Below are 26,077 nucleotides of genomic sequence, written 5' to 3'. Positions count from 1 at the left end.
TCTTTCATATTCCACCTATCGCCTATCGCCTATCGCCTATAAATATTTCACAATTTTAGCCAGTACCTCACGGCTTTTCAGAGGCCGCCCCTGCAAATGCACGTCAAGCATTTTACGCAACAATTGCTTGGCCTCTGGTAAAGCAGCGCCCTTCAACGGCATTTTAGCGCTCAGCGCCAGCAAGGTCTCACCACTAACAAGCCCGTCACTCGCCCCAACCATGCCGACATCGGCCAAGAATGCGTAGCGGCGTCCAGTCTCGATGGCCCGCCCTTCTTGTTGCTCGACATCCAGTTGAGCCCCATAGCCTGACTCCTCCAGCAATGCCAATTCGAAATAACGCAGGGTTTGTTCGACGCACTCATGCTGTGACAAATCCTGTAAACAGTGCTGATAACAAAAAAACAGACGCGGATGGGGATCGTGCTTATGTAAAAACTTCTGCACCAATTCATTGACATAAAACCCGCAATACAATGCCAGCCTCTGCAATGGGTAGCGCGTGACGGTTTCAGCCTGAATCAAGGTTTTCAGCTCGTTTTTGTCCAGATAGGACAATTGCAGCAGCGAAAATGGCAACAACAAACCCGCCATTTTGGATTTCTGCTTGCGCACGCCTTTCGCCAGCACAGTAACGATACCGAAATCGCGGGTCAGTACATCGAGCAATACACTGCTTTCCCGGTATGGCCGGTGCTGTAGTATGAATGCCGGCTGCAAATAGACGGCGGATTCGGTCATTGCTTATTCGGTATCGAGAAACCCCAAGCTTTGCAAGGCACGTTCGTTATCGGACCAGCCCTTTTTCACCTTGACCCACAATTGCAGATAAACCTTGTGTCCGAGCAGCTTTTCAATATCGATCCTCGCCTCGGTGCCGATTTTTTTCAGCATTTCCCCTTGCTTGCCGATGACGATGCTCTTCTGACTGCTACGCTCGACCCAGATGTTCGCATAAATCTTGCTCAGTTCCGGATGCTCTTCGAAGCGCTCGACGTCCACCGTCAACGCGTAGGGCAGTTCATCGCCCAAGCGGCGCGTCAGTTTTTCCCGCACGATTTCGGCGGCGAAAAAGCGCTCCGGCCTGTCGGTGATTTGATCTTCTGGATAAATGGGATCGGCTTCCGGCAGCAAAGCCATGATGTGCTGTTCCAACACATCCAGATTATTATTTTTCAGCGCCGAAACCGGCACGATCTGCTCGAACGGGTACCTTTTTTGCGCCTCGGCGAAAAACGCCAAGATCGCTTGCTTGTCCTTGATCTTGTCGACCTTGTTGACGACCAGTATCACCGGCAAGCCGGCCTGCTCCAGTTTCTTGAAGATGCGCTCGTCATACTCATGCCAGTACAAACCATCCAGCAACCACAGCACCAGATCGACACCCAGCAAGGTGCTGTCGGCCGTTTTATTCAAAAACCGGTTCAACACCCTTTTTTCGTCGCCGTGCATGCCGGGCGTGTCCATGAAGATGGCCTGGCCGGCGTCGGTGGTTTTGATGCCCAAAATCCGATGCCGCGTGGTTTGCGGCTTCCTGGACGTGATACTGAGTTTCTGCCCCAAAAGATGGTTCATCAAGGTCGATTTGCCGACATTCGGCCTACCGATTAACGCGACATATCCGCAATGCATTAGTCTCGATCTTCTAAAAGAATTAACATGTTTTCCGCGGCGGCCTGCTCGGCTTTCTTGCGGGAAATCCCGATGCCGCGCGTGGTCTCGCCAACGATGGGCACGCGGCAACGCACCTCGAAAGTCTGAGCATGGTCCACGCCCGACATGCCGATCAATTCATAGACCGGCAGGTCTTTTTTGCGCGCCTGCATCAGTTCCTGTAGCCGAGTTTTCGGGTCCTTGTTCCAGCTATCGAGCTTGATTTCAGCCAACTTGTCGGCAAACAGCGCCAAGATCCATTGCCGGCAAGTATCGACGCCCTGGTCCAACAACAAGGCGCCCATGATGGCTTCCAGTGCATCCGACAAAATCGAATCCCGCCGGTAACCGCCGCTCTTGAGTTCGCCGGATCCTAAAATCAAATAATCGCCAATGCTATGCTGCCGGGCAATTTCGGCCAGCGACGTTTGATTGACCAGACTGGCCCGCAAGCGGCTCAAAACGCCTTCGCCAACACCCGGAAATTGCGCATAAAGCCTTTCGGCAATCACAAAGCCCAGCACGGAATCGCCCAGATACTCCAGGCGTTCGTTATTTTGACTACCGGCGCTGCGATGCGTCAGCGCCGTTTTAAACAACTGGGGCTGACTAAATGTCAGCCCCAGCTTTCTAGCAAGTACATCAGACTTCTTGATCACTGATTACCAACTTCAAAACCTTCGTGAAATTCCACCAACACACTCAAATTACCCATGATAGGCTCGACCCGCTCATATTCGATGTCCACCTTGACATAGCCGGGCTGCGCAATGATCTTGATATCGTCCTGGGTAACATATTCGACATAGTTCATGTTGAAGCGTTTATCCAGGCTGGACAAAATCTCCTGCCGCGTCTTGGTGGTAATGTCCACGCTTTGCTCGACAGCCGCCAACGCATTCTTGACCTTGCTGTTATTGAAATAAATCGGCGCGATCTTCAACACCAACAAGGTGAAAAATGCGACCAGACCTAAGATGAAGACCAACGAAATGAACGTCAACCCGCGTTGTTTATTTAGCGAAGAACGCATACCTTAACTCCCATGCCAACTGAAATGCTTAGTTCAAAACCGTCCCAAGCCGATCGAACGCAATGCCGTTGTTTTGCCAGTCCCAATTCATCCAGATGAAAAACGCCTGTCCGACCAGATTGGCTTCTGGCACCATGCCCCAATAACGGCTATCGTTACTGTTATCGCGGTTATCGCCCATCACGAAATAATGCCCATTGGGCACGACGAACACGTCTTCCACCGAAGAGACGCCCGGACTGATCAATATCGAATGCTTGACGCCGGTCAAGTCTTCTTCCAAATGCTCGGCGCCGGTCATGCTGCTGCCCTGACCCACCCCCTGATAACGCCCCAAGGAGGTTTGCCGAACCGGCTGGCCGTTCACATAGAGTTTTTTACCGAAGTAGGCGATTCGGTCGCCCGGCAAACCGATCACCCGCTTGATGTAATCGACGCTGGGCTGCTTAGGGAAGCGGAATACCACGATATCCCCTCGCTGGGGTTCGCCCAACTCGATGACTTTATTGTTCAATACCGGCAAGCGAATACCGTAAGTGAATTTGTTCACCAAAATGAAATCACCGACCAGCAAGGTCGGCATCATCGATCCTGACGGAATCCTGAACGGTTCGACCAGGAAAGATCTGAGCAGCAAGACGACCAACACCACCGGAAAGAACGAGCGGGCATATTCCACCAGTAAGGGCTCGCTGCCTTCGGCCGGATAAGGGCGTTTAAGCTGTTTCAAATACAGCCAGTAGCCGCCCCAGACCACGCCGGTCACAAACGTGGCCGCCACCAGAAAAAAGGAAAAATCGTAATCCATAGCCTTCGCCGTTATTCTTTATTGACTTGCAACACCGCCAGAAACGCTTCCTGCGGAATCTCGATACTGCCGACCTGCTTCATGCGTTTCTTACCCGCCTTTTGTTTTTCCAACAGTTTTTTCTTGCGAGTGATGTCGCCGCCGTAGCATTTGGCCGTCACGTTCTTGCGCATGGCCTTGACCGTGGACCTCGCGATGATCTTGGAACCAATGGCCGCCTGAATCGCCACTTCGTACATCTGCCGCGGAATCAGGTCTTTCATTTTCTCGACCAGATCGCGGCCGCGGTTTTGACTCTGGTCGCGATGCACGATGATGGACAAGGCATCGACTTTGTCGCCATTGATCAACACATCCAGCTTGACCAGCGGCGCCGGATCGAAACGCAAGAACTCGTAATCGAACGAGGCATAACCGCGGCTGACCGATTTCAATCTATCGAAGAAATCCAGCACCACCTCGCTGAGCGGCAGTTCGTAATTCAAGGACACCTGCGCGCCGACATAATGCATGTTCTTCTGCACGCCGCGTTTTTCCACGCACAGGTTGATCACATTACCCAAATAGGTTTGCGGCACCAGTATATTGGCCAGGATGATGGGTTCGCGAACTTCGGTGATCGTGCCAGGTTCCGGCAATTTGGCCGGGTTATCCACCATCAGCACTTCGCCGTTATGGGTTTCCACCTCGTAGATCACGGTCGGTGCAGTGGTGATCAGATCAATGTTATATTCGCGCTCCAGACGCTCCTGCACGATTTCCATGTGCAGCATGCCCAAAAAGCCGCAGCGGAAACCAAAGCCCAAGGCCTGCGAGGTTTCCGGTTCGTAATTCAAGGCCGAATCGTTCAAGCGCAATTTGTCCAGGGCTTCGCGCATCGCGCCGAAATCGTCGGAACTGACGGGATAAAGCCCCGCGAACACGCGCGGCTGTACTTTTTCGAAACCGGGCAACGCGCCGCTGGCCGGATTGTCGGTCGCGGTGATGGTATCGCCCACCGGCGCGCCAAAAATATCCTTGATGCCGGCCACGATGAAACCCACTTCGCCGGTATTCAGCTGCTGTTTTTCCAATTGTTTGGGGGTAAAAACGCCCAGCTTTTCCGCCAAATAGGACTTGCCGGTCGACATCACGGTGATCTTTTGCTTGCGCTTCAACGTGCCGTTGACGATGCGCACCAAGGACACCACGCCCAAATAATTGTCAAACCAGGAGTCTATGATCAAGGCCTGCAGCGGACCCTCTTCATTGCCACTCGGCGACGGAATCTTCTGCACCAGTTGTTCCAGTACCGCTTCGACATTCAAGCCTGTCTTGGCGCTGATCTGGCAGGCGTCATCCGCCGGAATGCCGATCACATCCTCGATCTCGGCCATCACCCGCTCCGGCTCCGCGGACGGCAAATCGATCTTGTTCAAAACCGGCATGACTTCCAGGCCTTGTTCGATGGCGGTATAGCAGTTGGCGACGCTCTGCGCTTCCACACCTTGCGCGGCGTCGACCACCAGCAAGGCACCTTCGCAAGCCGCCAAAGAACGCGAGACTTCATAGGAAAAGTCCACGTGACCGGGAGTGTCAATGAAATTCAGTTGATAGATCTGGCCGTCCTGAGCCTTGTAATCCAGCGTGACGCTTTGCGCCTTGATGGTGATGCCGCGTTCGCGTTCCAGATCCATCGAATCGAGCACCTGGGCTTCCATTTCCCTGTCGCTCAAGCCCCCGCAAATTTGAATGAAACGATCCGCCAATGTCGACTTACCATGATCGATATGAGCGATGATGGAGAAATTTCTAATATGTTTTTGATCCACTTATTGACTACTAATGTTGACTTGAAAAGAGAGCGCCCCGCTCTCGCAAAATTTGAGTTGATTGCAGTTACCGAGCCGCCAGCATTTGCCTGAATTGCGCGATGGTTTCGGCCGTCAGGGGTTGGCGTTGATTGTCCCAGACCACGCCGTCCAATTCGATGGCCAAGGTATCGATGGTTTCCATGAAATCATCGAACACCGCCAACGGATTATCCACCTCGCGCGGCTGCATGTAGAACACGATGCCGGGGCAATAGAACTCGTCCAGATGCGTATCCGGGAAGGTACCCGGATCGATCATGCTGGCCACGGCGAAATCGACCAGGCGATTCTTGTCGATACGCTCAAACACCTTGACACTGCCATAGATCAGACCAACGCGTTCGAAGGCCTCGAATAAATCCTCGCCATTGAAGCCTTCATCGGCGCGGGCGACGATGCTGAACTCGATCAGGCCCGGCAAGGCCGTCTTGTTGGGTGAAGGTTTCGGCGCTGCCGCGGCTTTTGGCGGCTCCTTCGGGGTCGGCTTGATTTCTTCTTCGTCCAGTAATCCATCGCCATCGACTACGCTTTCGGTTGGAAACAGGTCCAATTCGTCCTCATCCTCGTCGACCTGGAATTCCTCGTCGCCAATGTCGTATTCGGAATCGTCGAAATAATCGTCGGCCTCGCGGCGCTCACGTAGCGATTTGAAGAAATGCCACAGCAACATGCCGATCATCACCAGCATGCCGATCAAAATAATCACGACTCTCAATAATTCTTTATCCATTAGCTTTCCGCCATGCTCACTGCTTCGTCAATATCAACCGCCACCATTCTGGACACACCAGGCTCCTTCATGGTAACACCTGCCAAATGTTTTGCAATTTCCATTGTGACTTTGTTATGCGAAATATATAAAAACTGCACCGTCTCCGACATGTCCTCCACCATCTTGGAAAAACGCACCACGTTGGCGTCATCCAACGGCGCGTCTACCTCGTCCAGCAAACAGAACGGCGCCGGGTTCAGTTCGAAGATCGAAAAGACCAAGGCCACCGCCGTCAAAGCCTTTTCGCCACCGGACAGCAAATGGATAGAACTGTTGCGCTTGCCGGGCGGGCGGGCGATGATGTTGACACCCGCCTCCAGCACATCTTGTTCGGTTAGCTCCAGATAAGCCTGACCACCGCCGAACAGCCTTGGAAACTTTTCCTGCAAGCCACTGTTGATCTTGTCAAACGTCTCGCGAAAACGCTGCCGGCTTTCCCGGTCGATCTTGCTGATGGCCTGATCCAGGCTGGTCAGCGCCTCCATCAGATCGTCGTGCTGTTCGTTCAAGAACTTCATGCGCTCGGACTGAGTCTTGTACTCCTCGATCGCCGTCAGATTGATAGAGCCCAGTTTTTCGATCTGATCCGCCAGATCATCGACCCGGCGCTTCCACAGCGACTCGCTCGCCTCCGCCGTCAGATTCTCTAATATGGCCGCAGGGTCGGCATCCACTTCACTGAGTTGTTCGGCGACGGTTTGCTGACGCACCCGGCTGTCCTGCTGCTCGAAGCGGACCGTATCCAGCGCCTCTTTTTGCCGTTCCAGATCGCGCTGGGTTTTGGCATACAACTCGGCCAATTCGCCGACGCTTTGCTCGCTGGCCTGCTGTGCCTGCCGTTCGGCCGCCAGACCGGCCTCGATCTGCCGTTTTTTCTCCAGCAATTGTTCCAGCAGCATTTTCTCGTCGTCCAGCGGCGACAAGGTAAATTCTAATTTATTTTCCAGCTCTGCAATACGATCGGCCGATTGTTGATGTTGCAATTGCAAGCGCTCGATCTGCTTGGCAGTCAGCCCTTCCGAGGTCTTCAAGGATTCGATCTGCGCATGCAAACGCTGCAAATGCCGGCGCGCTTCGTCCACCGAGGCGTCGGTGTCTTGCTGCTGGGCCAGGATTTGCTGGCTCAGCTGTTCCAGTTGCAATTTCTTGTCGCCCAGTTCGCCCAAGGCGGATTCCGCGTCCTGTTTGATCAGTTCGGCTTCCGAGATGCTTTCGGCATTTTCCGCCAAATGCTCGCTGATTTCCGCGATCTCATGATCGAGCTGCTCGAGCCGGCGCCTTTGCTGCTCGTGACGGGCGGACTGCGCGCTGAACTCCGCGCTTTTGGCCGAATATTCCGCGCTGAGGGCTTTTTCCCGTTGTTGATAATGCTCGCGATTGCTTTCGGCGGCTTTCAATTCGATTTCGCTGTCTTCCAGCCGCTGCTCGGCTTCGGCAATCGTCATCTGCAATTCGCCCTGGCGCTGCCTCAATTCTCGCAACTCTTTCTCGCGATGCAATACCCCGGCCTTGCTATCACTGCCGCGGCTGATCTTGATCCAATCCTGGCCCAGCCAAGTACCATCCGCCAACACCATCGACTCATGCGCCAGCAAGTTCATGTTTCGCGCCTGCTGCATCGAGTCGGCGCAATAAATGCCATCCAGCAAACTCGACAAATTCCACCGGCTGCGCAGTTTGCTGGCCAATGTCGCAGCGTCGAAATCCGCGCCGGTCTCGGCAGGGCGCGTCTCGAACACGATCAAGGATTGCTTGCCGAGTTCCTGCAACTCGCTCAAGATACCGTCGGCGCTGTCGACGCAAATCGCCTCCAGATAGCTGCCCAATACGGTTTCGACCGCGGTTTCCCAGCCCTCTTCCGCTTCCAGAAACTCGGCCAGCCGCGGCTGTTGTTCCAAACCGACCTGCTCCAGCCAGGCGGCCAACTCCTTCTTGTCCTTGCCCATCGCGTGCTGCTGCAACAATTCCAGCGAACTGATCTTACCGTTGACCTTTTGCAAGGCGGCCCGCTGATCGTGCAACTGGTCCTGCAGCTGTTTGATCTCGGGCCGCAATTGCGCAATGCGCCGCAAGACCTCATTCAACTGGTGTTGCAACTGCTCGCGCTCGGTTTCGATCAGCTCGATGCTGGTTTCCAACGACTCCAATTCGAATTGCAACTGGGTATCGACCAGACCGCCGCGCTCGCTCTGCAACTTGTCCAAACGCGCTTGCAGTTGGCGATTTTGATTGTCTAACTGGATCAACTTGGCCCGCTGCACTTCGGCCTGCTCGCGATAACCGGCATTCTCCGCTAGAAAAGCTTCCCATTGCTGCTGCCAGTGCTGCTTTTGCAACTGCGCATCTTGTTGCATGTCCAACAAGTCTTCTTCGCGAGCCTTCGCCACCTGCAAGGTTTCCTCGGCCTCCATCAAAGTCTGCCGAATCTCTTCCAATTGCTGCCTGTCCAGTTCGCATTCGGCTTGCGCTTGCTCGGCCTGTTGTTTCAGGCGATTGATTTCGATCAGCGTTTCTTCATGGCTTTTTTCGCTGTGTCTGATGGCCTGCTCCAGGCGACTGACCTCGCCGACCACCGCATAATACTCGGCTTGGGTGGCATCCAGATGTTGCTGCTGCGCCTTCTGTTCGCCGCGCTTCAGCTCCATGGCTTTTTCGGTATCGCGCAACAACACGAACAAACGGTTATGTTCTTCGGCGATGGCTTGCAGTTTGTCTTCCAATTGTTGGGCGTGTTGCTGAAAGCTCTGCCAGCGCATCGCCAGCAATTCCTGCTTGTATTGGCGTTCCTGTTTTTTCAGTTCCGTGTATTTCTCGGCTTTTTCGGCCTGTTTGGCCAGGTTTTTCAGCTGTTTTTCCACCTCGTCGCGCAAATCATCCAAGCGCTCCAGATTCTCGCGGGTGTGGCGCATGCGGGTTTCGGTTTCCGAGCGGCGCTCCTTGTATTTGGAAATACCGGCGGCTTCCTCGATATGCACGCGCAAATCTTCGGGCTTGGCTTCCACCATGCGTGAAATCGTGCCCTGCTCGATGATCGCATAACTGCGCGAACCCAGCCCCGTTCCCAGAAACAAATCGGTAATGTCCTTGCGCCGGCATTTGGAACCATTCAGCATGAACAGCGATTGGCCGTCGCGGCTGACCTGGCGCTTGATCGAAATCGTCGCGTATTTGGCGTACTCGCCTCCGGCCTTGCCTTCGCTGTTGTCGAACACCAGTTCCACCGAAGCCATGCTGACCGGTTTGCGTCCCGACGAACCATTGAAAATCACATCGGCCATGTTGCCCCCGCGCAGATGCTTGGCCGAACTCTCGCCCATCACCCAGCGCACCGCATCGATGATGTTGGATTTGCCGCAGCCATTCGGCCCGACGATCGCGGTCAGATTGCCGTTGATCGGTATCGTGGTAGGATCGACGAAAGATTTGAAACCCGAAAGTTTGATTTTTTCCAGCTTCATGCAGGCTGAATGCGCTCGGTGACTATTGATAAAACCGGTTATTATCGACGAAATGCCGTTTAGATTCGAATGGATTTTGATTTTACCCGGCGCGCCGGCCATTAGCCTGCCGCCCAGATTCAGGAGCAAGCCTTGCCAAGCCCAAGCGACAACCCGATGATCATCCAAGGCGCGACCTATAGAAACGGCCTGCATATCGGCGAGGTAGACGTCGAACACATCAACGAAGCCATCAATCAGCCCGATCATTTCGTCTGGTTGGGTTTGCATGAACCCGATTCCGAGCTGCTGGCAAAAGTCAAAAACGTGTTTGGTCTGCATGAACTGGCCGTGGAAGACGCCCACCGAGCGCATCAACGCCCCAAGATCGAGGAATACGGCGACTCGCTGTTTTTGGTGCTGCATACCGCCGTTTTACAAAATGATCGTATTGAATTTGGCGAAACCCATTTTTTCGTCGGCAACCGTTTTTTGATCACAGTGCGGCACGGCGCCTCATTAAGCCATAGCAAAGTTCGCGCCCGCTGCGAAGCCTTGCCCCACCAACTGGCCAAAGGCCCCGGCTTTGCGCTATACGCGGTGATGGACCATATCGTCGACAATTACATGCCGGTGCTGGATGGTCTGCAGGCACGCTTCGACGCGCTGGAATCGGCCATCTTCACCAACCACCCCAGCCGGAAAACCCTGGAAGGGCTTTATCAACTGAAACGCGAACTGATCCAAATGCAAGGCATCATCATGCCGGTCATCGACATTTGCAACGTGCTGATGCATTCGCACGACATCAACATCCCCAAGGACGTGCGCATTTATTTCCGCGACATCGCCGACCATATCAGCCGCATCGACCGTGCCATCGAAGGCATGTTGGAAATGTTGATCGCGGCGATGCAAGTGCATTTGACCTTCGAAACCGTCCGGCAAAACGAAGTCGTCAAACGCCTGGCCGGATGGGGCGCAATTCTGACGGTTCCCACCATGATCTTCAGTTGGTACGGCATGAACTTCAGGAACATGCCGGAATTGGACTGGGAATACAGCTACCCGCTGGTCGTCGGTGGTGTATTGCTCTGTAGCTTTATACTCTATTGGCGCCTGAAACGCGCGGGCTGGTTATGACCACGGAAGCAGCCGCCGGGCTAGGCTTTTTTCCACCGTTTCGCAAAGCCGCTGGAGCTTTTGAGTTTTGCTGGTAAATTAAGCGATTTTTCACCATCATCCTGGCGACAACGCATCAACGGATCATCATGGCCAACACCAAACACATCATCATCGTCGGCGCGGGTCCCGGCGGACTTTGCGCCGGCATGTTGCTGAGCCAGCGCGGCTTCAAGGTATCGATTTTCGACAAACATGCAGAAATCGGCGGCCGCAACCGCCCGATCAACATGAACGGCTTTACCTTCGATACCGGTCCGACATTCTTGTTGATGAAAGGCGTGCTGGACGAAATGTTCGAACTGTGCGAGCGCCGTAGCGAGGATTATCTGGAATTCCTGCCGCTAAGCCCGATGTACCGCCTGCTGTACGACGACCGCGACATCTTCGTCTATTCCGACCGCGAGAACATGCGCGCCGAATTGCAACGGGTATTCGACGAAGGCACGGACGGCTACGAACAGTTCATGGCGCAGGAACGCAAACGCTTCAACGCGCTGTATCCCTGCATCACCCGCGATTATTCCAGCCTGAAATCCTTTTTGTCGCTGGACTTGATCAAGGCCCTGCCGTGGCTGGCTTTTCCGAAAAGCGTGTTCAATAATCTCGGCCAGTATTTCAACCAGGAAAAAATGCGCCTGGCCTTTTGCTTTCAGTCCAAGTATCTGGGCATGTCGCCGTGGGAATGCCCGGCACTGTTTACGATGCTGCCCTATCTGGAGCACGAATACGGTATTTATCACGTCAAGGGCGGCCTGAACCGCATCGCGGCGGCCATGGCGCAAGTGATCGCGGAAAACGGCGGCGAAATTCACTTGAACAGCGAAATCGAGTCGTTGATCATCGAAAACGGCGTCGCCAAGGGCGTCAAATTACAACATGGCGCGGAGCTGCGCGGCGACGAAGTCATCATCAACGCGGATTTCGCCCACGCAATGACGCATCTGGTCAAACCGGGCGTCTTGAAAAAATACACCCCAGAAAACCTGAAACGGCGCGAATATTCCTGCTCGACCTTCATGCTGTATCTGGGTTTGGACAGGATGTACGATCTGCCGCACCATACCATCGTGTTTGCCAAGGATTACACCACCAATATCCGCAACATCTTCGACAACAAAACCCTGACGGACGATTTTTCGTTTTACGTGCAGAACGCCAGCGCCAGCGACGACAGCCTGGCGCCAGCCGGCAAATCGGCACTGTACGTGCTGGTGCCGATGCCCAACAACGACAGCGGCCTGGACTGGCAGGCCCATTGCCAAAACGTGCGCGAACAGGTGCTGGACACGCTGGGCGCGCGGCTGGGCTTGATTGACATCAGAGCCCATATCGAATGCGAAAAAATCATCACGCCGCAAACCTGGGAAACGGACGAGCACGTTTACAAGGGCGCCACCTTCAGCCTGTCGCATAAGTTCAGCCAGATGCTGTACTGGCGGCCGCACAACCGTTTCGAAGAACTGGCCAATTGTTATCTGGTCGGCGGCGGCACCCATCCCGGCAGCGGTTTACCGACCATCTACGAATCGGCGCGGATTTCGGCCAAACTGATTTCCCAGAAACACCGGGTGCGGTTCAAGGACATAGCACACAGCACCTGGCTGAAAAAAGCCAAAGCCTGAGTATGACGACGATGGCAGCCGTCTCCCCGCTGGATGGCCGCTTGCTGGGACATTTTCCAGTCAGCGAGCCGGCGCTCATTCAGCAACAGCTGACAAAATCCCGCCGCGCCGCCCTGCTTTGGCGCGAGCTGCCGGTCACGGAACGGGTCAAACGCCTGTTGCCCTTGAAAAAACAACTGCTAGATAACCTGGACAATCTCTGCGAAACCATCCGTCTCAGCACCGGCAAGGTTCGCACCGAGGCCTTGCTGGGGGAAATTTATCCGGTGCTGGATTTGCTGGCGTATTATCAAAAGCGGGCGCCGCGAATTCTACGCGCGCGCGCCGTGTCCACCTCGCCGTTCGCGTTTCCGGCCGCCACCGCCCGCATCGAACGCCGCCCTTACGGCGTGGTTGCGGTGATCTCGCCATGGAATTATCCCTTCCACCTGAGCGTCGCTCCGCTGCTGACCGCCTTGCTGGCCGGCAATGCGGTGATCCTGAAACCCTCCGAACTCTGCTTGCCGGTCGGTCAGTTGATCGTCGATTTGTTCGCCAAGCTGGACTTGCCGGACGGGTTGGTGCAATGGGTCATCGGCACCGGCGAAACCGGGGCGGAACTGATAGACGCCCGCCCCGATCTGGTGTTTTTCACCGGCGGCCTGCAGACCGGCCGGGCGGTCATGCAACGCGCCGCCCGGCATCCGATTCCGGTCATGCTGGAGCTGGGCGGCAAGGACGCCATGCTGGTACTGGCCGACGCCAACCTCAAGCGCGCCAGCGCTGCCGCGCTGTACGGCGCGTTTTGCAATAGCGGCCAGGTCTGCGTCTCGGTCGAACGTCTGTACGTGCAACAAGCCTGTTTTGCGGAACTCCTGGCCATGCTGCTGAAGGGCCTGTCCAAGCTCAAGGTCGGCCATGACCCGCACGGCGATGTGGGAGTGATGACGTCCGCCCGGCAAATCGACATCGTCCAGACCCATTACGAGGACGCCATCGCCCAGGGCGCCAAGGCCTCCGGCCCGCTGCTGCGCGACGGCAATGTCGTGCAGCCCGTGGTGCTTTGGGACGTGCACCACGGCATGAAGGTCATGCGCGAAGAAACCTTCGGTCCGTTGCTGCCGGTCATGACGTTCAGCGACGAAGCCGACGCCATCGCGCTTGCCAACGACAGCGATCTGGGCCTAAACGCCAGCATCTGGAGCCAGGATATAATCAAAGCCGAGCGCCTTGCTGGACAACTAGATGTTGGCAACTGGGCGATCAACGACGTATTGAAAAACGTGGGCCATTCCGGCCTGCCGTTCGGCGGCGTCAAGCAAAGCGGTTTTGGCCGTTATCACGGCGCCGAAGGCTTGCTGAACTTCAGCTACCCGGTATCGGGCCTGACCAATCGCAGCCGCTTGCCCAAAGAACCCAACTGGTTCCCTTACAGCGCATCAGGCTATGAAAATTTCAAGGGTTTTCTCGATTTTATCTACGACGAAGACTCGATGCTTCAGCGCGGCCGGCGCAATCAGCAAGCGCTGCAAGCCTTCCGCGAGTTTTCCATTTTCGATTGGGCACAACGCTGGCAAAACCTGAAACTGCTGTTTTCTTGGACACGGGATGACTAATGAACTCAAATGACAACCAACGCGTGATCGTGATCGGCGCCGGTCTCGGCGGCCTGTCCGCCGCCATTTCGCTGGCCACGGCAGGTTTTTCCGTGCAACTCGTCGAAAAAAACGACAAGGTCGGCGGCAAGCTCAACATCATGATAAAAGACGGCTTCACCTTCGATCTGGGGCCGTCCATTTTGACGATGCCACACATCTTTGAGGCCTTGTTCAAAGGGGCCGGCAAAAACATGGCCGATTACGTGCAAATCCAGAAAGTCGAGCCGCACTGGCGCAATTTTTTCGAGGACGGCCGCGTGATCGACTTGTGCGAAGACGCCGAAACCCAGCGCCGCGAACTGGATAAGCTTGGCCCCGGCACTTACGCGCAATTCCAGCGCTTTCTGGATTATTCCAAAAACCTCTGCACCGAAACCGAAGCCGGTTACTTCGCCAAGGGCCTGGACGGTTTTTGGGATTTACTCAAGTTTTACGGCCCACTGCGCAGCCTGCTGAGTTTCGATGTTTTCCGCAGCATGGACCAGGGCGTGCGCCGCTTTGTGTCCGACCCCAAGCTGGTCGACATCCTGAATTACTTCATCAAATACGTCGGCTCCTCGCCTTACGATGCGCCCGCCTTGATGAACCTGTTGCCTTACATTCAATATCATTACGGCCTGTGGTACGTGAAAGGCGGCATGTATGGCATGGCGCAGGCCATGGAAAAACTGGCCGTGGAATTGGGCGTCGAGATTCGTTTAGATGCCGAGGTGTCGGAAATCCAAAAACAGGACGGCCGAGCCAGCGCCGTAAAGTTGGCGAGCGGCGACGTGCTGCCGGCCGACATCGTAGTGTCGAACATGGAAGTGATTCCAGCCATGGAAAAACTGCTGCGCAGCCCGGCCAGCGAACTGAAAAAAATGCAGCGTTTCGAGCCGAGTTGTTCCGGCCTGGTGCTGCACTTGGGCGTGGACCGGTCGTATCCGCAACTGGCGCACCACAATTTCTTTTATTCCGATCACCCGCGCGAACATTTCGATGCGGTATTCAAAAGCCATCGCCTGTCGGACGATCCGACCATTTATCTGGTCGCGCCGTGCAAGACCGATCCCGCCCAGGCGCCGGCCGGCTGCGAGATCATCAAAATCCTGCCGCACATCCCACATATCGATCCCGATAAACCGCTGACCGCCGATGCTTACTGGGCCTTGCGTGAACGGGTGCTGGTCAAGCTCGAACGCATGGGCCTGACGGATTTACGCCAACACATCGTAACCGAAGAATACTGGACCCCGCTGGATATTCAGGCCAAATATTATTCAAACCAGGGCTCGATTTACGGCGTGGTCGCCGACCGCTTCAAAAACCTGGGTTTCAAGGCACCGCAGCGCAGCAGCGAATTATCCAATCTGTATTTCGTCGGCGGCAGCGTCAATCCCGGCGGCGGCATGCCGATGGTGACGCTGTCCGGGCAATTGGTGAGGGACAAGATTGTGGCGGATTTGCAGTAATTTCCATCTCGCGGGCATTTTGTGCCGCACGCGACACAAAATGCCCGCATCCCCGTTGCTTTAATTGCCTTATGCCAATCGCCGCCGCGAACTCTGCAAAAATTATTTTGTCTTTTTCACTATTGAAAAATAACAAATAAAGTCATAACACCGCACTAAAATGAAATTTAACGTTTTCCTCAAAAGACTATCCCATCCCCGCGTAAGAAGACGATTGAAAATTGGCCTGTCTGTTTGGGGCGTGGCGATTATCATTAGCCTGATTGCCAAGCTTGCCTACGATATTGGTTATTTCAAGGCGCAATCATTAATAGAAGAAAAACTGTCTCAAATACCGGTCACGCACCAAGTGCTAACCCTGGAATCGGCTCAGCGCATAGTCTCTAGCGCACTGAAGGAAGACATCAATAATCCTAAAACGATAGTGACCAATATCATTGATAATAATAACAAGCTATCGACCGTCATCATCGAGAATAACAACCAAAGAAAAATCGGCTGGATCATCGAAATGCGCCTGTTTTTTGTCGGCGATTTATTAAATGATAATGGCTATAACTTAACCGAATCGCTTGAGCTGCAACACAATATAAAAAGATAGGGCATGAAGCGCTGGCATTGTCTCAAAGGGCAAGCGGTGCGTACCCTTGACTGAACGGCCATAGGTATTTTTTAACCGGAGAATTTAGATGACATCATATCGCCCGAGGTACGAACAAGCTCTGGTATTTGCCTGCTTACCCGTGTTTTCCTTGTTTGGTTGCGCAGCTAATAACGATGCCGCCCATGTGGCGACGCCATCCATGAAAGCAGAAGCCAGTAAACCCGATGCTAGTCTAGTCAACACATATTGGAAACTCCTGGAAATCAATGGCAAGCCCGCAGCACTGGGCGCCGGAGGAAAAGAAATCAGCCTGGTTACAGGCGGCGGGGAAAACCATGTCCATGGTTTTTCCGGCTGTAATCGATTTTCGGGTGGATACAAACAGAACAATGATCGTTTGGAATTTGGGAATTTGGCAACGACTAGGATGGCGTGTGCCGAAACTATGGAGCTAGAAAGCACTTTTCTTGACGCGTTAAACAGAGTCCGGCGATATTCAATACAAGGCGAAAGACTGACTTTATACGACGAGCAAAATCAATCGATATTGCTGTTTGAGGCAGTTTATCTTAAATAACGCCAAAACAGGCGACACTAAGATATGACTGTTGCAGCCCACAATTATCCCAAGCAAACCAACTTTTTCTGGACTGGTTATTTTTCGACATAGGTATCAGCGGCGACTTGACCGACAACGAGCAACCCCAATGAGACGTTCTATTTCAGCATGGACATCCGGCAGGTCTAGTTCATTACGCCGTCATTCAGAACTAATTGGCCGTAGGAAATTCTACAGGTGGACTAATTGGTTAGCGTATGGGAGAATTCAGAGCGATTTAAAATAATCCTCCTCATACACCTTGAGAACAGCATGGCACCAAATTGGAATGCGGACTCCTTAGTGACTCTCCGTTCTAGGAATGTTGACCAATATAAGCGCAACTTCTTACACCAAGCTGTTTGCGAGCTTCGTTTCCCTACGCTCATGGAGCTCGGCGAGCCCCGACCTCCGGCTGCTTTGGTCAAAGCACTAAGGAAGGAATACCCTCACCTTGAATTGGCGAATGAAGTTAGTTTGGGGATCGGCGCTAACAGCTCAAACAATACTCACACTCATATCTTCCGGTCGGCAAAGTTTACCTGGACAGTATCGTTAAAACAAAGCTCCCTTTCAGTGGAAACTACCGCATACAGCGATTATGCGCATATGAGAGAAAGAGTGTTGCGCGTAGTCGAGGCCGCGTCCAAAATTATCGATTCAGACTTCTTCACCCGGATTGGTCTTCGTTATATCAATATAGTCGACAGCGATACCAATCCAGTGCTTGGTTGGGTGAATCCTGAACTCGTTGGTCCTCTTCTTTCAGGATGCTTCAAAGGGATTCATGAATACGCTGGCAAGCTGCAACTTATGGCGGATGATGGCGGATGTTTGTTGCAACACGGCATAGTCTTGAAACCCAAACAAACCGCAGGAGAAATGATTCCTCAGTATTTATTAGACATTGATGCATTCCGCAATGAAATACAACTTGTCAACACTGGGGAAGCTTTAGACGTAATGCATTCACAAGCCTTTGATGTCTTCGATTGGGCACTAGGACCCAAAGCTCGTGAACATTTGTCATCTGAAAGTCACCAGAAGAGAGCCTGAGTGAAATCATGGATTTCTACATAGACCATACGCCATTTATTAATCCGGTAGTTGCGCTTAATATCGCACCTTTTCAGCCAAGGTCGCGCGATCGAAACACTCCAGAAATCAAAGGTCTGACAAACCAGACTGCATTTGTAACCGAAGAGGCTAAGGCTGTTGATTTATTTTCCACAACAAAAGGACCACTTGCGCAGACCAAGCCACCAATACCGCAATTAGAGCCGCCCTTAGAATCAACTCCTACGTTAAAAGAGTCCGTAAATTTTTATACTTCGGCCAACGTTGTGCCGCAGCGAAGCGTAGAAGTCGATCAAATCGCTAAGCAGCGCGTCAGATTGATGGCAGCCAAATATGCAAGTGGAAACGCCCAGTCGTCGGAAATATTGGCTCGATTGGAAATTCTCAATAGTCGTCTCTCGGAGCGCGCGCCGCTCGTATCTAAAGAGCAAGTAATCGCCTTAGAGGATGCAAATGCGCAGTTAGCTCGCATTCGCGCAGCTCGCGAAGAACGCGCAAAGCGCCTTGGAATTCAATCTAAACTGTGACGGTATTTCAGTACCCTAAAACCAAGCACAGGCGACAACTTTCACCACGGCAGTTCAAGCGCTACCAATCGTACAAGCGTTATCTGCAAGCAGAGTTTTCCAGAGTATGTGTGTACTGTCGCCAACCTGACAGTAGCGCGCCAAATCTCAACTTTGGTGTTGATCATTACAGGCCAAAGAGTATCCCTCGATTCGCAAACCTAGTTTGCGACTATGATAATTTGTATTATTGCTGCGGTAACTGCAATAGTCGAAAGAACAATGATTGGCCGCTTGACGAAAAACTTGGGCCTTACGTTGTAAACCCCTGCGATCATGGGATGGCTGCTCATCTTCGGTTCAATTCCAAAACGGGTAAGGTTGAGGCCCGAACGCCATATGGAAAGCATACTGAAGAATTACTGCAATTAAATGATGATGCCTTAGTTCAGTATAGGCTTGGCACATTAACAACTGTTCGCTTATTAACTGCGGAGATTGAACAACAGGAGCTTCAACTTAAAGCAGTTGCTAAACAGCTCAAAGCGAATTTGATAACACAGGCTGAGTATGCGACCGAAGAACAAGCTATTAATGACGATTTGACCTCACTGCGCTACACTTTACAGGCTCATAAAGGTGAGGTACCCCTTTCACCTTTAAGAAAGACTCGTCTTGGCATCACCTTAATAAAATGAGACACTGACAGCTCCTTGCTGTTGAAAATAGAAAGAACGCAAGGAGATAACCATACTTCAGTGAACGTCCGCAGTATGAAGAACTCTAGCCATTCAATAAACGCTATTTTAGGTGGATCGAATGTCTCTTAGTGACCGGCTGCCCCCGATGGCCAGGTAGAGCAACTCGAAACCCAGTAATTGCTTTGAAATAATCGAGTTTCTACTGCTCTTTGGATTACAAAACTCACAGATTCAAAGCTGGGTTTCATTATCATTCAATCCAGTCTCCCTGTGCTGGTAAAAAGAACGACAGCGGGCAATCCGATACCTGCGATCATGTAGAGGCCGATCAGTTTTCACCTTCGCTTTTGGAAATAAGCACCTTGTCCACACGATTTCCATCCATATCGACGACTTCGAACCTCAAGCCGCGGAATTCAAAATGATCGGTGGCTTTGGGCACATAGCCAAGGTGCAACAATATGAAACCGCCAACCGTATTGAAACGGACATCGGCTGTTTCGGATAGCTCATCCAGGTCGAATTGTTTCTGGAATTGGTGAATGTCGACCATGCCATCCACCAGCCAGGAACCATCCTCGCGCTGCAAGATTTCCGGCCTGTCTTCTAGCGGACTGGTCGCCAACGTACCTACAATCGCTTCCAATACGTCACCCAAGGTCACCAAGCCATTGATTTCGCCATACTCATCGGCGACCAGGGCTGTGTGCAAGTGGGATTGCTTGAATTGCTCGAGCAAGCCCATCAGGCTTATGGAATCGGGCACGTACAATGCCTTGACCATGATCTGGTTTAGATTGGGTTGGTCGCCCATCAGTACCCGGTCGAGAATATCCTTGACCTTGATAAAACCAACCACCGTTTCCAGCCCGCCGGAACAAAGCGGTAAGATGCCGTGCGAATTTTCGACGATCAATTGGCGGTTTTCCTGGAACGGCTTGCGCAGATCGAGCCAGACGATGTCCTGACGCCAGGTCATGATGGAAGCCACGTTGCGCTTATCGAGCCTCAGGATATTCTCCATGAAACGGAATTCGGCCTCTTCGAGCACGCCTTCCTCGGTGCCTTGCGCCAGCAGCAACTTGATTTCTTCCTCGGTCATCGACGGTTCGTTTTTCGGCTTGATGCGCAGCAGCCATAACGTGACTTCCGTCGCCAAACTCAGCAGTTTCACTATGGGTAAGGCCAGCAAGGACAAGCCGTGCATGGGGCGCGCAATCAGCGCGGCGATGCGTTCCGGAAAATTCAGCGCCAGGCGCTTAGGCACCAATTCACCAACAATCAGGGATAAAAAGGTGATCGATAGCACCGTCGCCACCAAGGCCAGTTTTTCAGCGTAAGCGGCGAAAAACGGGAATGACTGCAGCCAGGGTATTAACGGTTCGGCAATGGCTTCTTCGCCCAAGGCGCCGCTGAGAATGCCGATAGTAGGGAGGAGGTGGAAAACGGACAGTTACAACACCCAAATTCGCCCCGAAAACCCCGAAATTCGCGGGATTCAGGCTAAAAGCAAAAAATCTTGAATTCCGGACAAAATTGGCATGAAAACGCGGAAAAACCATGTCCTTTTTTGGAAAAACACTACCGCCGATTACGGATTAATTACCGATTAAAGGCCGTTTATTCGTTCATCGAACGCGCGTTAAAACACGTGTGAGATGATCGACCGTCACATTTTCTACCAAGTTTTTATCGCTATCCGGAAAGCCAACAAGCTCCCTTTTCGGCAGTCCTGGATGATTCACTCGCTTACGAACTATACCCGCAAATGCCAGCGCTTTTTTAGTACGCGGCCGAATAACATACGGATCTGCGCCTGCGTTGTGAATGGCAGCCAGCATTGAATCCCTTTGTCCATCAAATCCTAAAATCAACGTATTAGCTGAAACCTGATAATTCAGACTGGCCAACATCCGACCGGTTTTTTTCAGCGGTCCGCCCTTGCGATTACCCTCAGCCAGCGTCAATGACGATAGCTTTTTCCATGCCTTACCCTCCGGATCGACGCCTTGTTCATGCCGCCGCCTGTTAACCCGCAACAGCGACTCGCCGATGCTGTCCAGCATCTCCTCCGGTGTTGCAATCTCACGTCTTACCGCCTCCAGCACCCGCTCCAGATGCCCCACCTCGAATTCGATCTCAAATTGCATAGCATCACCTTATATATAGAGGCCGGCCGATTCGGCTATCGTCCAACCACGCGTCTGCTTGCGTTTTACTCGCCGTAATCTGGTCGCCAGCCCAGCCAGTACGGCCCCATTCATACGATACAGCGACAAATTGATTGCTATTGTCCACCTCGAACGCCCGCAAATAGCGCCGTTTCAGCCGCCACCGGCCGACATCCGCCTCATCGCGCACCCAATGCCACCAAATCTCATCCGGCTCCAGTAACGTCATCGCCAATAAATTGATATTCGAGACCAAATCAGCAGAAATCGCAACGCCGCCCGCACCATCGGCAAACAACGCCTTTGTAATCGCCAGCGTTGAACCAGCCGCATCGGTAAACGCCGCGCCTTCCTCCATCGTCGCCCCGAAAATCGACAAAAACTCCGCCACCGCCACCTCCGGCGCGATATCGGCCGGCAGCAAAATAGCCGGCGAAACCTTGGTCGGCTTCGGCATTTCCGGCACCTTAAACCCAGTCGGCCAGGGCTTATCGCGCTGTTTCAACACAGCGCCATATCCCGTCAACGGCGGCACCGTCGTCGGTTCCAGATAGGCCTTGCCGGGGTTATACGCAAAGCCGGGATCAATCCCCTTCGGCACCCGCACAGTGCGCGGCGACGCACCTTTGCTGCCGACCGTCTTTTCCTCCCACTCGATCGGCGGCGCGGTGTCCGGGCCGGTCATGCCTTTGGCCTGCCAGGCCTGTTCCGCTTCATAATTGGACAGCGAATTGACCCGGCACCGGCAACCCCAGCCGTTTTGCGGCATGTGCGTATCCCACCAGACGTCATCCGCCGACAAAATCAGCCCGTCCCAGGCCTTATGCTCCAACCGAGGATGCTCGATTGATGTGTGGTCATACTCCCAATACGGTCGCAGATGCTTGACCGCCACCATTTGCTGATAGCGTCCAGCGTTGTACGACTGATTGATATTGGTGTCGTAGATCACCTTGCTCCGCCAGCCGGCGGAACCGTTATAACTCCAGCCGTGCTTGGCCACTATCTCGTCAAACCGCCCGCGAAAATCCTCATAACCGCCGCCGTTCTGCTTGGCATCGAAAATCGCGTTATAGAAGTCTTCGACCAGCGCATCGTGCGCCGCCCCGGCCACGACAAAGGCGTGGCTGTGTTGCTGCTGCCAAATATCGGTCCAACTCGCGGTCGGCAGCTGGATTTTGGCCTTATAAAAATCAATCGCCTCTTTAAACGGCAGTTGGGCCGGCGAATCGGTCACAACGGTATCTCCCACAGTGCCAGTTGGCCCTTGGTGCGGATCACTCTGCCGCCGTAAGGCACTTTGCGGCCGATCTTGCGCCAGCAATGCACCAACTCAAACCCGGCCGCGGCTAATGCGGCTTTCAAATCGGCGATATCGCCACGATTGAGTTTACGTTGCGACAAATCCGCCGACAGCAGCACCGTATCCGGCCCGATTTTGTCCAATTTCACGACGGATACGAACGGCGCCGCATCCTCGAAGCGCATGCCGGGATCGAACGTCCGCGCCACGCCCTGCGTCCATTCGATATGCACACTCATTTTGCACCGCCGATATCGCCGCGCCCCGCTAAATGCGCCGCCGCCATGCCCAGCTGCAACGACCCGGCCCAGGCGTTACTATCCAAATTCAGCGCCTCGATGCCAGCAATCGCCTCATCAAACGAGCCCGCCGCCGCCACCACCGCTGCAATCTGTTGAATCGCCGCCTCTTCGTGTGGCATGCATAGCGCGGCCAATTGTTGGCTGTAATTGCCGACGATATCGCCGTCCTGTTGTTGCTTGGCCAGTGCTGCCAATCGGGTTAATGCCGCCCCGGCTTGGGTCGGCGCGGGCGATTTGCCGGACACCGTTAAAATCTTCGCGTCCTTGCCAGCCTTGGGGATCTGCAACGCCTTATGCGCCCAATCCACATCGATCTCCATGCCCATCGCCGCCGCCAGATCCAGTACCTCAGCCATCGCCTTTTGATCGACTTCATCAGAGGTATCATGCCGCGCTTCCGGCATACGGTCTTCGGCGAACATGCCGTTCAATAACGCAATCGGCCGGACGATATCGCGGTTAATGGTCGGGTCGATCTGCCGCACATCGTGCAGCATGATTTCACGTCGCACCTTGTCGTGAATCGCCCCCAGCGCATTGGTACTGGTCTTGCCGTCCGCCTGGCTGGTCAACGTGCCGCCCAGGATCGCCATCGATTGCTTGCGCTCCCAATATTGGATCGCGTTCAAAAAGTCGGTGACATTGCCGGTCGAGGTTTGGGTGACGAAATCGATGGTCATGGTGCTGGGCACGATGCCGGCACCGTCGTTGCCAATATTGCGCACCGCGCGCAGCAGCTGATCGCGCTCGGCCTTACCGATGCCGGCCGGATACTTACCCAGTCGCAACGGCATGCCGTACACTTCCAGGAAGCGCTGCATATCGCGCACGTTGTAGGCTTTGTAGGCATAGGTCCAGGCCAGCACCCGGAACAACGCGGCTTGTTCGATGTACCCCGACTTCGCCCGGTGCTCGTGGATCACCCAGCCCCACGGCCGCAAGGCTTCCGTCATGCCGTTTTTGCGGTACAGCAGATCGCCGGTTTTGATGTCAATCTCCAACTCGCGCTGCGGCACCCAATGCAATGCCGCCGGCACCCACTCCGCGCCGGTCCGCCATTCGATTTCCAATGCCGCCAGGCCTTTACCGATGGCATCGGTTAAATCGTACTGCGCATCTTCAAAGCGCGGGATCTGACACAGCATGTCTTTCAGCTCTTTAGTCCTGTCGATCTCCGCCTGGGTGGCATCGTCTTTCGGATGCAAGTCCCAATTCAACCCAGTCACCGCGCGGCGGCGCTTGGCCAGCTCCGAAAAAATATGCGCGTCCTGCTCTTCGACCAACTCGAACAGCGTCGCCTGATCGGTGATATAGCCCTGGTCGGCCTGGGCAAACGCATTCGCCAGCCGGGTCGGGTCCAGCGTGTTGACGCTGTTGTAATTCATCGGCGTGCTTTGCGTGGAGCGGGCACCGGCTTGCAACACTTGCAGGCCTTTCTTGCTGACGCCCGCCAGCGCGGCCAAGGCGGCTTTGGCTTGTTTGATCATGTTATGCCGGTCCTATGAGTTTGATGCTATCAATCGTCAAATCCGGCTCTTCATCAGCCATGATTTTACGCACCGCGGCTTCATCCTTTGCATACAACCCTACTGTGTATACCGCACAGGAAATTCGTTCATCTGAACTTTTAGTTTTGCTACAGCTAACCTCAAATTCAAATAATTCTTCATCGTCAATCATCATCCCAATCCTCGTCATAATCGCTATTGCCCCGGCTGGTGGAGCGCCGCTGGCCGCGACTGCTGCCTGCCGGCGTGTAATCCCACTCGCCGCCAAACTGTTTGGCGATTTGCCACAGCATTTCCAGCGCGTCCGGGCCGTCGTCGTGGTCCGCTTCCGGCCAAAACTTCAGCTGCTCTATCAATGTGGACTGGCTGCGGTGTAAGCGAATTAGCCCGTTGTTGATGTGCGGTTGCAAGCTAATGATGCGCAGCGCCTTGTCGGTATCCGGTTCCACTGGAATGCCCGGAAATGCAATGCCTTTCAGCGCCGCACGCTTGAGTATCTCGGTGTGCAAAAAATACTGATACTGAATGGTCTCCACGACCCAGGCCATACAGCTATATTCGGCTTGCAGATCGATGGCGCGGCTGATGATCAAATCGGGCACGCGGCGGGCGATATCGGCTTCAACCACATCCAGTGTCATTGTCCGCCGGTCCAAACCTCCGACCAGAATCGCTGATGGGTCACCCTTCGGCTTGCCTTTTTTGCCCAGCGAGGGATCGATAGAGCCGAAAAATATCCACTCGGCCAAATGATTGACCCAGAAATGAACGCCCTTAAACGGCGCGTTTTCATCGTTGCCGGCTTCGTTTTGCTGCTCTTGGGAAAACGCGTCGTGATTGATCGCCCGCATGCACATCAACCGGTACAGAGGCCGCACCTCCGGCCAACTGACCACGGCTCCGGCATCCATCGCCTTCTTGTGCTTTTGGTAAAACGCCAGCGCCTCGGCCTCGAACTGTTCCTTTTCGTCATCGTCACCGCTACGGGTGTACAACGCTTCCCACTGGTCCCAAAGGTCCATCCGGTCCGGCCATTTCAAAATCGAGCGGAACACCTTGCGCCGCCAGCCCGGCGCGCGGCTGACACGGTTGATAGCTGCGTCGTAATGCAAACTGGTGCCGACCCAAAACACATCCATGCCGCCGCCCGGTCCGGCCAAGCCCAGCACCGCGCTGAGTACATACTTCTGCACCTTGTCGCGCTGGCCCTTGTCCTTGACGTTCTCGTCGTTCTCCAGATCGTCCAGGAAGATCAAATCCGGCCGATGCGGGCCGTGTTTCATACCGCGGATTTTCTTGCCGGTACCGCCGATGCGAATCTTGATGTTGTTGGCGGTGATGGCCGTGGTCGCCTGCCACACCCGGCCCCGGCCGCAGGCGTCCGGAAAGTCCATCATCAACCGTGGATTGGTGTCCAGCTCGGCCTTGATGCTTTCCAGCATCTCCGCCGCCTGTTCCTCGGTGTTCATGATGATGCCGATCATGTGCTTGCGACCGGTGACGATGCACCACAAGCTGCCGAGCTGGGTTTCGTAGGTCGATTTCGCCTCGCCGCGCGGCGCTTGATGCACCTCGCGGCCATCGGCGGCGCCGTCGATCACTTGCGGAAAGCGCAGGAAGATAAATTCGTGAAACTGGCTGAAATGCGGCGTGGGGACGTAGTGCGGAAAATAGGTTTTGCAGAAATAGCCGTAGTCGTGCCAGGCACGTTCCCGCCGCTCGCGGCTCGCCGCCGGATCGGTAGCGAACGCCTCGCACTCCAGCTCGATCTGGTTGCGGATTTGCTCGCCGAGTACCGCCAGTTCCTTTTCGAACTCGCGCCAGTTGCGAACTTCCTGGATGTCTATTTCAGACAT

At 54.1% G+C, this 26,077-nt stretch carries 24 protein-coding genes and 1 pseudogene; 10 read left to right on the top strand and 15 right to left on the bottom strand.

The window, feature by feature from the left end; all coding sequences use genetic code 11:
* Positions 1–36: 36 nt before the first annotated feature.
* From recO to smc, 8 genes are all read right to left on the bottom strand, one after another.
* A complete protein-coding gene (recO, locus tag NM686_RS03170) occupies positions 37–741 on the bottom strand; it encodes a DNA repair protein RecO (RefSeq protein ID WP_255186438.1) in 705 nt (234 codons plus the stop codon).
* Positions 742–744: 3 nt separating this feature from the next.
* Positions 745–1,632: a GTPase Era gene (gene era, locus NM686_RS03165; RefSeq protein ID WP_255186437.1), complete on the bottom strand. Its 888-nt coding sequence runs from the start codon at positions 1,630–1,632 to the stop codon at positions 745–747.
* Positions 1,632–2,312, bottom strand: coding sequence for a ribonuclease III (gene rnc, locus NM686_RS03160; protein WP_255186436.1), 681 nt, complete (start codon positions 2,310–2,312; stop codon positions 1,632–1,634). The genes era and rnc overlap by 1 nt, the downstream gene beginning before the upstream one ends.
* A complete protein-coding gene (locus tag NM686_RS03155) occupies positions 2,309–2,686 on the bottom strand; it encodes a DUF4845 domain-containing protein (RefSeq protein WP_255186435.1) in 378 nt (125 codons plus the stop codon). Before NM686_RS03155 ends, rnc begins: the two co-directional genes overlap by 4 nt.
* 28 nt (positions 2,687–2,714) lie before the next feature.
* On the bottom strand, positions 2,715–3,494 hold the full coding sequence (lepB, locus tag NM686_RS03150; RefSeq protein WP_255186434.1) for a signal peptidase I: 780 nt from the start codon (positions 3,492–3,494) through the stop codon (positions 2,715–2,717).
* Between the two features lie 11 nt (positions 3,495–3,505).
* The gene (gene lepA / locus NM686_RS03145; RefSeq protein ID WP_255186433.1) at positions 3,506–5,305 is read right to left on the bottom strand and encodes a translation elongation factor 4; all 1,800 of its coding nucleotides are present in this window, start codon (positions 5,303–5,305) and stop codon (positions 3,506–3,508) included.
* 67 nt (positions 5,306–5,372) lie between these two features.
* Positions 5,373–6,077, bottom strand: coding sequence for a cell division protein ZipA C-terminal FtsZ-binding domain-containing protein (locus tag NM686_RS03140; protein ID WP_255186432.1), 705 nt, complete (start codon positions 6,075–6,077; stop codon positions 5,373–5,375).
* Complete coding sequence (gene smc, locus NM686_RS03135) at positions 6,077–9,577, bottom strand: chromosome segregation protein SMC (RefSeq protein ID WP_255186431.1); 3,501 nt, start codon at positions 9,575–9,577, stop codon at positions 6,077–6,079. Before smc ends, NM686_RS03140 begins: the two co-directional genes overlap by 1 nt.
* A 132-nt stretch (positions 9,578–9,709) precedes the next feature.
* Between smc and corA the strand changes: the two genes are divergently transcribed.
* From corA to NM686_RS03090, 10 genes and pseudogenes are all read left to right on the top strand, one after another.
* Positions 9,710–10,699: a magnesium/cobalt transporter CorA gene (gene corA, locus NM686_RS03130; RefSeq protein ID WP_255186430.1), complete on the top strand. Its 990-nt coding sequence runs from the start codon at positions 9,710–9,712 to the stop codon at positions 10,697–10,699.
* A gap of 128 nt (positions 10,700–10,827) precedes the next feature.
* Complete coding sequence (locus tag NM686_RS03125; RefSeq protein ID WP_255186429.1) at positions 10,828–12,363, top strand: phytoene desaturase family protein; 1,536 nt, start codon at positions 10,828–10,830, stop codon at positions 12,361–12,363.
* An 11-nt stretch (positions 12,364–12,374) separates the two neighbouring features.
* Positions 12,375–13,958 (top strand): aldehyde dehydrogenase family protein, encoded by a 1,584-nt coding sequence (locus tag NM686_RS03120; protein ID WP_269022335.1) that lies wholly within the window; start codon positions 12,375–12,377, stop codon positions 13,956–13,958.
* On the top strand, positions 13,958–15,451 hold the full coding sequence (locus NM686_RS03115) for a phytoene desaturase family protein (protein ID WP_255186427.1): 1,494 nt from the start codon (positions 13,958–13,960) through the stop codon (positions 15,449–15,451). Before NM686_RS03120 ends, NM686_RS03115 begins: the two co-directional genes overlap by 1 nt.
* Positions 15,452–15,665: 214 nt before the next feature.
* Positions 15,666–16,052, top strand: coding sequence for a hypothetical protein (locus NM686_RS03110; protein WP_269022333.1), 387 nt, complete (start codon positions 15,666–15,668; stop codon positions 16,050–16,052).
* 88 nt (positions 16,053–16,140) lie between these two features.
* Entirely contained in the window at positions 16,141–16,632 is a 492-nt protein-coding gene (locus tag NM686_RS03105) for an META domain-containing protein (protein ID WP_255186425.1), read from the top strand.
* Positions 16,633–16,926: 294 nt separating this feature from the next.
* Positions 16,927–17,709, top strand: a complete 783-nt coding sequence (locus NM686_RS03100; protein ID WP_255186424.1) for a TIGR04255 family protein — start codon at positions 16,927–16,929, stop codon at positions 17,707–17,709.
* Positions 17,710–17,717: 8 nt separating this feature from the next.
* Complete coding sequence (locus NM686_RS03095; protein ID WP_255186423.1) at positions 17,718–18,257, top strand: hypothetical protein; 540 nt, start codon at positions 17,718–17,720, stop codon at positions 18,255–18,257.
* A pseudogene (locus NM686_RS21755) lies at positions 18,254–18,508 on the top strand (hypothetical protein); the annotation flags it as partial. The gene NM686_RS03095 and the pseudogene NM686_RS21755, both read left to right, overlap by 4 nt.
* Positions 18,509–18,577: 69 nt before the next feature.
* Complete coding sequence (locus NM686_RS03090) at positions 18,578–18,934, top strand: hypothetical protein (protein WP_255186422.1); 357 nt, start codon at positions 18,578–18,580, stop codon at positions 18,932–18,934.
* Positions 18,935–19,265: 331 nt separating this feature from the next.
* On the opposite strand, the gene NM686_RS03085 is transcribed toward NM686_RS03090, so the two are convergent.
* The 7 genes from NM686_RS03085 to terL all read right to left on the bottom strand — a co-directional run bounded on the left by NM686_RS03085 (position 19,266) and on the right by terL (position 26,077).
* Positions 19,266–20,357 (bottom strand): hemolysin family protein, encoded by a 1,092-nt coding sequence (locus NM686_RS03085; protein WP_255188565.1) that lies wholly within the window; start codon positions 20,355–20,357, stop codon positions 19,266–19,268.
* Between the two features lie 208 nt (positions 20,358–20,565).
* Positions 20,566–21,087, bottom strand: a complete 522-nt coding sequence (locus NM686_RS03080) for a phage virion morphogenesis protein (RefSeq protein WP_255186421.1) — start codon at positions 21,085–21,087, stop codon at positions 20,566–20,568.
* Positions 21,088–21,091: 4 nt separating this feature from the next.
* Positions 21,092–22,345 carry a PBECR2 nuclease fold domain-containing protein gene (locus NM686_RS03075; RefSeq protein WP_255188627.1) on the bottom strand — a complete coding sequence of 418 codons (1,254 nt, stop codon included), beginning with the start codon at positions 22,343–22,345 and terminating at the stop codon, positions 21,092–21,094.
* On the bottom strand, positions 22,342–22,650 hold the full coding sequence (locus tag NM686_RS03070; RefSeq protein ID WP_255186418.1) for a hypothetical protein: 309 nt from the start codon (positions 22,648–22,650) through the stop codon (positions 22,342–22,344). Before NM686_RS03070 ends, NM686_RS03075 begins: the two co-directional genes overlap by 4 nt.
* Positions 22,647–24,200, bottom strand: a complete 1,554-nt coding sequence (locus NM686_RS03065; protein ID WP_255190517.1) for a DUF935 domain-containing protein — start codon at positions 24,198–24,200, stop codon at positions 22,647–22,649. Before NM686_RS03065 ends, NM686_RS03070 begins: the two co-directional genes overlap by 4 nt.
* Position 24,201: 1 nt before the next feature.
* Positions 24,202–24,396, bottom strand: coding sequence for a hypothetical protein (locus tag NM686_RS03060; RefSeq protein WP_255188625.1), 195 nt, complete (start codon positions 24,394–24,396; stop codon positions 24,202–24,204).
* A complete protein-coding gene (terL, locus tag NM686_RS03055; protein ID WP_269022330.1) occupies positions 24,386–26,077 on the bottom strand; it encodes a phage terminase large subunit in 1,692 nt (563 codons plus the stop codon). The genes NM686_RS03060 and terL overlap by 11 nt, the downstream gene beginning before the upstream one ends.

Origin of the sequence: Methylomonas rapida, assembly GCF_024360925.2 — a bacterium.
GTDB classification, from domain to species: domain Bacteria; phylum Pseudomonadota; class Gammaproteobacteria; order Methylococcales; family Methylomonadaceae; genus Methylomonas; species Methylomonas rapida.
Note: the sequence above shows the minus strand (reverse complement) of the source record. Positions and strands in the feature narration are given on the sequence as shown.

What these genes read in the sequence shown, in the direction of transcription:
- recO (WP_255186438.1), bottom strand. Translation starts at nt 741, where the DNA reads ATGACCGAATCCGCCGTCTATTTGCAGCCGGCATTCATACTACAGCAC.
- era (WP_255186437.1), bottom strand. Translation starts at nt 1,632, where the DNA reads ATGCATTGCGGATATGTCGCGTTAATCGGTAGGCCGAATGTCGGCAAA.
- NM686_RS03155 (WP_255186435.1), bottom strand. Translation starts at nt 2,686, where the DNA reads ATGCGTTCTTCGCTAAATAAACAACGCGGGTTGACGTTCATTTCGTTG.
- lepB (WP_255186434.1), bottom strand. Translation starts at nt 3,494, where the DNA reads ATGGATTACGATTTTTCCTTTTTTCTGGTGGCGGCCACGTTTGTGACC.
- NM686_RS03140 (WP_255186432.1), bottom strand. Translation starts at nt 6,077, where the DNA reads ATGGATAAAGAATTATTGAGAGTCGTGATTATTTTGATCGGCATGCTG.
- smc (WP_255186431.1), bottom strand. Translation starts at nt 9,577, where the DNA reads ATGAAGCTGGAAAAAATCAAACTTTCGGGTTTCAAATCTTTCGTCGAT.
- NM686_RS03125 (WP_255186429.1), top strand. Translation starts at nt 10,828, where the DNA reads ATGGCCAACACCAAACACATCATCATCGTCGGCGCGGGTCCCGGCGGA.
- NM686_RS03120 (WP_269022335.1), top strand. Translation starts at nt 12,375, where the DNA reads ATGGCAGCCGTCTCCCCGCTGGATGGCCGCTTGCTGGGACATTTTCCA.
- NM686_RS03115 (WP_255186427.1), top strand. Translation starts at nt 13,958, where the DNA reads ATGAACTCAAATGACAACCAACGCGTGATCGTGATCGGCGCCGGTCTC.
- NM686_RS03105 (WP_255186425.1), top strand. Translation starts at nt 16,141, where the DNA reads ATGACATCATATCGCCCGAGGTACGAACAAGCTCTGGTATTTGCCTGC.
- NM686_RS03100 (WP_255186424.1), top strand. Translation starts at nt 16,927, where the DNA reads ATGGCACCAAATTGGAATGCGGACTCCTTAGTGACTCTCCGTTCTAGG.
- NM686_RS03095 (WP_255186423.1), top strand. Translation starts at nt 17,718, where the DNA reads ATGGATTTCTACATAGACCATACGCCATTTATTAATCCGGTAGTTGCG.
- NM686_RS03090 (WP_255186422.1), top strand. Translation starts at nt 18,578, where the DNA reads ATGGCTGCTCATCTTCGGTTCAATTCCAAAACGGGTAAGGTTGAGGCC.
- NM686_RS03080 (WP_255186421.1), bottom strand. Translation starts at nt 21,087, where the DNA reads ATGCAATTTGAGATCGAATTCGAGGTGGGGCATCTGGAGCGGGTGCTG.
- NM686_RS03070 (WP_255186418.1), bottom strand. Translation starts at nt 22,650, where the DNA reads ATGAGTGTGCATATCGAATGGACGCAGGGCGTGGCGCGGACGTTCGAT.
- NM686_RS03065 (WP_255190517.1), bottom strand. Translation starts at nt 24,200, where the DNA reads ATGATCAAACAAGCCAAAGCCGCCTTGGCCGCGCTGGCGGGCGTCAGC.
- NM686_RS03060 (WP_255188625.1), bottom strand. Translation starts at nt 24,396, where the DNA reads ATGATGATTGACGATGAAGAATTATTTGAATTTGAGGTTAGCTGTAGC.
- terL (WP_269022330.1), bottom strand. Translation starts at nt 26,077, where the DNA reads ATGTCTGAAATAGACATCCAGGAAGTTCGCAACTGGCGCGAGTTCGAA.